Raw genomic sequence first — 6,155 nt, 5'->3', positions numbered from 1 at the left:
GAAGGCTTGGAAGCAATACTGTCAGGGCTCGCGTTCGGCTCGACCTGACCTACGGTTAAGAGACGGCCCCCTCAATCCGCCCAGTGCAGATGCACCAGCCGGTACCCCTTCTCCTTCAACAGGCGCAGCAGCTTCGGCGCCGCCGCCGCCGTCGGGCCATTGGCGTCGTGCAGCAGGATGATGCCGCCACCCTTTTCCGCCAGCTTCTTCTCCAGCCGTTCCACCAGCATGTCGGTGGTGTCGGCGGGCTGCCAGTCGGTGATGTCCAGGTCGATGGAGAACACATCCACCCCCTGCTGCTTCAGCGCGGAGAGCAGCGCCGGCGTCTCCTCCAGGAACGGGAAGCGATAGGCCGGCGGCAGGCGCCCGAACAGCTTGCGATAGGCCTCCTGCGTGCGCTTCAGATCGGCCAGCTGGGCGTCGTCGGTCAGCGTCTTCAGATGCGGGTGGCTATAGCTGTGAATACCAGCCGAATGGCCTTCGGCCACCGCACGCCGCGCTAGGTCGCCATTCAGTTCCAGGTTGGCACCGGTCATGAAGAAGGTGGCATGGGCGCATTCCGCCTTCAGCGCGTCCAGCACCTTCTCCGTCAGCCCCCGCGCCGGCCCGTCATCGAAGGTCAGCACCACCTCGCCCTTCTCCAGCCCCGGCAGTGCCGGATGCTGCACCGTGCCCCAGGTGCCGCCCTGGCCGCGCTTCAGGGTAAGGGTGCGGCTGGTGCCCAGCGTGTCCGGGCCGCAAACGGCCGCCAGGACAGGGGCGGCGGTCAGGATGGACAGGGACAGAAGGGGGACGAACAGATGGCAGCGCTTCACAGGTGATCCTCCCGGTTTTCCGCCTTGGGGCGTCTTGTTAGCGCTACCGTATCGCGTTTTCTCGCAACGAACCAGTTCGTAGGTCAGGTCGAGGCGCAAGCCGAGCCCTGACAGAAAAGGATTGAAAGCAATATCGTCAGGGCTCGCCTGCGGCTCGACCTGACCTACGGCATCACAACGACACTTCCTTCTCCCCGTCCCCACCCAGGAAGCTCAGGGTGCGGATGCGGTCGGGATCGCCGCTCATGTCGAAATTCACCTGATTGATCTGCACGGCGAACAGGTCGCGCAGGATATTGTTCCGCACACCCAGGCGGGCGGGCGGGGCCGGCAGGGCGATCTCCTGATAGAGATGGACATTGTCCCCCTCCTGCTCCGCCCCCAGCAGCTTCAGCGCCAGCGGTCCCGCCCCCGGCACCGACAGGGCGAACCGCGCCTCGACATAGAGCGCCAGCCGCGCCCGATGCTCCAGCAGCGACAGGTCGGGACCGGCCACATGCTCGATCTGGTCCAGGGCCATTTCCGCGTCATGGCCGTGCAGGGAATGGTCGATCTCCAGCAGACCGGCCGCCTTGTTCCAGGTGACCAGCGTCAGCGCCGACCGGGCCCGGTGGGCGAAGGCGGGGCCGGCCAGCAGCCCCGCACCCGCCAGCACCAGCAGCCGGCGCCGGCTGAACCCCGTCACTTCTGTTCCCCGGGCGTCAGCGGCACATCCTTGCCGCCTTCCTGTTTGCCCTCGCCTTCCTTCTTGGCCTTCAGCTCGACCAGCATGTCGGCCATCAGATCCTGCGTCTCGTCCTTGGCCTTGTACAGTTCCAGGCGCGAGGCCGCGATCTTGCGCGGGAAGCCATTGTTGGACGGATTGGCGTCGGCGATCTCCTGGCGCGGGTCCAGCTCGATGCCCACCACCTGTTTCGGGCGGATCAGCATCTTGGTCACGGCCTTGCTGTTGTAGCGCCAGATCTCCGCCGGGATCATCAGGAACTCCTCCGTCCCGTCGGCATAGGTGATCTGGAGCGGCAGCGGCATGACCAGCCCGCCCTTGTTGGCGAAATCGACGAAATAGACCCAGTCGCCATCCTTCTCCGCCCGCGCCAGCGCGTCGCGCTCCCACGGCTCCAGCCCTTCCAGCAGGTCGGCGTATTTGTTGCGGTCCTTGTTGGTGGGGCTGAACTTGTCGTTCTCGTTGTAGAAATCCTTCAGGTCCGGCTCGCGCGCCAAGAGCGTCTTCAGCCCTTCCTCGCGGTTATGGATCTGAGCCAGCGGCTCGACATTGTCGCGGCGGTATTCGTCGCGCTGGAACGCCTTCTCCACATCGGGATTGCCGGTGGAGATGCGGTATTCACGCACGCTGGCCAGATCGATGTCCACATGGTCGGTCGTGTAGAACCAGCCGCGCCAGAACCAGTCCAGATCGATGCCCGACGCATCCTCCATCGACCGGAAGAAGTCCGACGGGGTCGGGCGCTTGAACTTCCAGCGCTGCGAATATTCGCGGAAGGCATGGTCGAACAGCTGACGCCCCATCACCGTCTCGCGCAGGATGGTCAGCGCCGTGGCCGGCTTGGTATAGGCGTTGGGCCCGAATTGCAGCACCGAATCCGACTGGGTCATGATCGGCACCTGACCCTGGCTGGTCATGTAGCTGGTGATCTCGGACGGCAGGTTCACCTTGCGGCGATGCTCCCCGAAATTCTCCTCCCATTCCAGATGGGCGACATTCTGGACGAAGGTGTTCAGGCCCTCATCCATCCAGCTCCATTGCCGCTCGTCGGAATTCACGATCATCGGGTAATAGAAATGCCCGACCTCATGAATGACCACACCGATCAACCCGTACTTGGCATTGGCGGAGTAGGTGCGCTTGCCCGTCTTCTTGTCGGTGGTGGGCCGGTATCCGTTGAAGGTGATCATCGGATATTCCATGCCGCCACCGTCCCAGGTGTTCACCGACTGGGCCGTGGGGTAGGGATAGGCGAAGGAATATTTGCTGTAGGTCTTGATGGTGTGCGCCACGGCCCAGGTCGAATATTTTGACCAGAGCGGCTCCGCCTCGTTCGGATAGAAGGACATGGCCAGCACGGGGTTACCGGCCGGGTTGTCTTGGCTCACCCCCATCGCATCCCAGATGAACTTGTTGGAGCTGGCGAAGGCGAAATCGCGGACATTCTTGGCGGCAAAGCGCCAGGTCTTCGTCGCCTTGTCCGTCTCCTTCTCGTTCGCCAGCGCCTCTTCCGGCGTCACGATGAACATCGGCTTGTCGGCCTTGGCCGCCTTGGCCAGCCGGTCGCGCTGCGTGCCGGTCAGAACGTCGCCGGGATTCTGCAATTCACCCGACGCGCTGACCAGGTGGTCGGCCGGCACGGTGATGGCGACATCGTAATCGCCGAATTCCAGGGTGAATTCACCGCGTCCCAGGAAGGCCTTGTGCTGCCAGCCGGCATAGTCGGTATAGGCCGCCATGCGCGGGAACCACTGGGCGATGAAGAACAGGTCGGTATTGTTGTCGCGGAAATGCTCGTACCCCGAACGCCCGCCGACAATATCCTGGTTGATGATGTTGTGCGCCCATTCCACCTTGAAGGTGAAGGATGCATTGGGCGACAGCGGCCGGGGCAGGTCGATGCGCATCATCGTGTCGACCACGGTATAGGACAGTTTCGTGCCCGACCCGTCGGTGACCGACGCGATCTCCATCCCGTAATGCGTATCCTTCAGCGCCTGGGCGCGGGCCAGCGCGCCATAGGTGACCTGGTCGCCGCCATCCTTGGCCGGGCTGGCCGTGCGCGTCAGCTCGGCGATGGAGCCGTCCTTGTAGATATTCTGGTCCAGCTGCAGCCAGAGATAGCGCAGACTATCGGGGGAGTTGTTCTGGTAGCGCACCGTCTGCCGCCCGGTCAGGCGCTTGCCCGCCGCGTCCAGCTTCACGTCGATGCTGTAATCGGCGCGCTGCTGCCAGTACTGGTGGCCGGGCGCACCCGATGCCGTGCGATAGGTATTGGGGGTGGGAAGATCGACTTCCAGCTGGCGGAACTTGTCCTGCCAATCGCCCTTGGTCTGCACGATGGCATCCGCTGATGCCGCATTCGCCGACAATACCAAAGCAGCGGCCGCCATCAGGCGCGCCACGCGTCCCTGCCAGTACCCCATCAACAACCCCCGCGTCACGGCCGGGTGCGCGTCCGAACGCATCCGCTGCCGACAAGGTGCTGATAATGCGAGAGGGATTGGCGCCGACAAAGCATTATCAGGGTTAAAATCGGAGGATTCTTGTAACGGAACAGTAACAGGCGTCACTCCCTCCGCCCTTCGGGAATCGCGGGGCGGCCTTCACCCTGCGTCGGGGCTTCTTTCCTTACCAAACTGTGCGCAACCGCCTATCATCCGCGCTTTCTGGAAACGGGGGACATCGGATGCGGGACGGTTTTGCCGTGCGTGGCGACTGGCGACATGACGTGATCGTGGTGACCCTGGACGTCGATGGGCTGGGCACGCGGGATCTGGCGCCCCTGTCGCACACGCTGGACCGCACGGAGCGGGAGCGTGCTGCGCGTTTCCAGTTCGATGCCGACCGCAATTCCTATATCGCCGCCCACGGGTTGACGCGCCTGTTCCTGTCGGCCTGGACCGGCCGGTCGGCAGGATCGCTGGCCTTCAATGACGGCCCCTATGGCAAGCCGGTGCTGGTGCGCGGCGGGGCGTCGTTCAACCTGTCGCATTCCCGGTCGATGGTGGCCGTGGCCGTGTCGGCGCAGGGCGAGGTCGGCGTGGATATCGAACCGCTGGTGCCCGCGCGCAATGTCGAGTTGGACATCGCCGACCGCTGGTTCTCGCCCGAGGAAGTGGCCCAGGTCGGCGCCGAAGAGGATGAGGACGCCAAGCGCGCCCGCTTCATGCGCATCTGGAACCTGAAGGAAGCCGTGATCAAGGCCACCGGCCGCGGCCTGTCGCAGGAACTGACCGGCTTCACCGTCACCCCGCCCAAGGGCGATGCCGGCCCGGTCCTGGCCCTGCATGAGGAATGGCTGCGCGCCGCCGGCGACTGGCGCCTGTCGCAATGGGATGTGGACGGCCATGTCCTGGCAGCGGCCAGCCTGAACGGCCCCCCCGGCACCCTGCGCCACCTGCGCGTCACCGCCGACGGCTTGGCGGCGCTGGCCGATGGCGCGCCGATCCTGGTGTGAGGGTGAGGCTGTAAGATCGTAGGTCAGGTCGAGGGCTTCAGCCCGAGCCCTGACAAGCGACGGTGCCAATAAGTGTCAGGGCTCGGCTCACGCCTCGACCTGACCTACGCCATCAATTCACCGCGCCTTCGTCGACCCCCGCACCACCAGCCGCGCCGGAATGATCGTGCGTTCCAGCGGCTGGTCGTTCATCAGGCGCAGCAAATTCTCCACCAGCAGTTCGCCGGCCGCCACCGTGTCCTGGCGCACGGTGCTGAGCGGCGGGTTGGTATAGCTGGCGGCCTGGATATCGTCGAACCCGACCACCGACACGTCGCCCGGCACCGACACGCCGCGATCGCGCAGCGCATGCAGGCTGCCGATGGCCACCAGATCGCAGGCGGCCACAATGGCATCGAACCGCCTGCCGCCGTCCAGCAGACGCAGCGCGGCGGCGAACCCCGCCTCCTCCGACGTCTGGGCATCCAGGCGCAAGCCCGGGTCGGGCACCAGCCCGGCCGCCTTCAGCGCCTGGACATAGCCCTGGTGGCGGTCCCGGTACTCCGGGCAATTCTCGGAAATGTCGCCCAGGAAGGCGATGTCGCGATGGCCGGTGGCGATCAGGTGGGAAACGGCGTCGGCCGTGCCCTGCATATTGTCCGACCCGATGAAATGGCCGGGCTGGCCCGGCAGCACCGGGCCCCAGGTGATGTACTGGATGCCCGCCTCGTCCAGCGACGATATCTTGTCCAGGTACGAGGTATAGTCGCCATAGCCCAGGAAGATGATGCCGTCGGCCCGCTTGGACGCGGCATAGTCGGCATGCCAGTCATTGCTGGATTGCTGGAACGAGATCAGCAGGTCATAGCCGCGCCTGGCCGATGCCCGCGTCACGCTGCCCAGGATGGACAGGAAGAACGGGTTGATCAGGCTCTCCGACGTGCCCGGATCCTCGTACAGCAGCAGGGCCAGGGTGTTGGTGCGCTGGGAGCGCAGGTTGCGGGCATTGACATCGACCTTGTAGTTCAGCAGCCGCGCCGCCTGCTCCACCTTCAGGCGCGTATCCTCGCTGACCATGCTGTCCCGGCGCAGCGCGCGCGAGACCGTGGATTGCGAAACGCCCGCGATCTCGGCGATATCGAAGGATGTCGGCCTTTTCGCCCGCATTGTCCCGGCT

At 64.8% G+C, this 6,155-nt stretch carries 5 protein-coding genes; 1 reads left to right on the top strand and 4 read right to left on the bottom strand.

All coding sequences use genetic code 11. From position 1 onward, the window contains the following. Nucleotides 1-71 precede the first annotated feature (71 nt). From ACM9HJ_RS22040 to ACM9HJ_RS22030, 3 genes are all read right to left on the bottom strand, one after another. Nucleotides 72-815, bottom strand: coding sequence for a polysaccharide deacetylase family protein (locus ACM9HJ_RS22040; protein ID WP_416573920.1), 744 nt, complete (start codon nucleotides 813-815; stop codon nucleotides 72-74). Between the two features lie 172 nt (nucleotides 816-987). Beyond that, nucleotides 988-1,500 (bottom strand): DUF6702 family protein, encoded by a 513-nt coding sequence (locus ACM9HJ_RS22035; RefSeq protein ID WP_416573919.1) that lies wholly within the window; start codon nucleotides 1,498-1,500, stop codon nucleotides 988-990. Beyond that, on the bottom strand, nucleotides 1,497-3,965 hold the full coding sequence (locus ACM9HJ_RS22030; protein ID WP_416573918.1) for a M1 family metallopeptidase: 2,469 nt from the start codon (nucleotides 3,963-3,965) through the stop codon (nucleotides 1,497-1,499). Before ACM9HJ_RS22030 ends, ACM9HJ_RS22035 begins: the two co-directional genes overlap by 4 nt. Before the next feature lie 263 nt (nucleotides 3,966-4,228). On the opposite strand from ACM9HJ_RS22030, the gene ACM9HJ_RS22025 reads away from it, so the two are divergent. Then, the gene (locus ACM9HJ_RS22025) at nucleotides 4,229-4,999 is read left to right on the top strand and encodes a 4'-phosphopantetheinyl transferase family protein (protein WP_416573917.1); all 771 of its coding nucleotides are present in this window, start codon (nucleotides 4,229-4,231) and stop codon (nucleotides 4,997-4,999) included. A 117-nt stretch (nucleotides 5,000-5,116) separates the two neighbouring features. Here ACM9HJ_RS22025 and ACM9HJ_RS22020 read toward each other — a convergent pair whose 3' ends face one another. Then, nucleotides 5,117-6,145 (bottom strand): LacI family DNA-binding transcriptional regulator, encoded by a 1,029-nt coding sequence (locus ACM9HJ_RS22020; protein WP_416573916.1) that lies wholly within the window; start codon nucleotides 6,143-6,145, stop codon nucleotides 5,117-5,119. Between the last annotated feature and the right edge of the window lie 10 nt (nucleotides 6,146-6,155).

It is taken from the genome of Niveispirillum sp. KHB5.9 (assembly GCF_048066115.1).
GTDB lineage: Bacteria > Pseudomonadota > Alphaproteobacteria > Azospirillales > Azospirillaceae > Niveispirillum.
This window is presented reverse-complemented; position numbering and strand designations above follow the sequence as displayed.

Bases quoted from the DNA above. Each gene is read 5' to 3' on its own strand.
- ACM9HJ_RS22025 (WP_416573917.1), top strand. From the start codon at position 4,229: ATGCGGGACGGTTTTGCCGTGCGTGGCGACTGGCGACATGACGTGATC.
- ACM9HJ_RS22020 (WP_416573916.1), bottom strand. From the start codon at position 6,145: ATGCGGGCGAAAAGGCCGACATCCTTCGATATCGCCGAGATCGCGGGC.
- ACM9HJ_RS22030 (WP_416573918.1), bottom strand. From the start codon at position 3,965: ATGGGGTACTGGCAGGGACGCGTGGCGCGCCTGATGGCGGCCGCTGCT.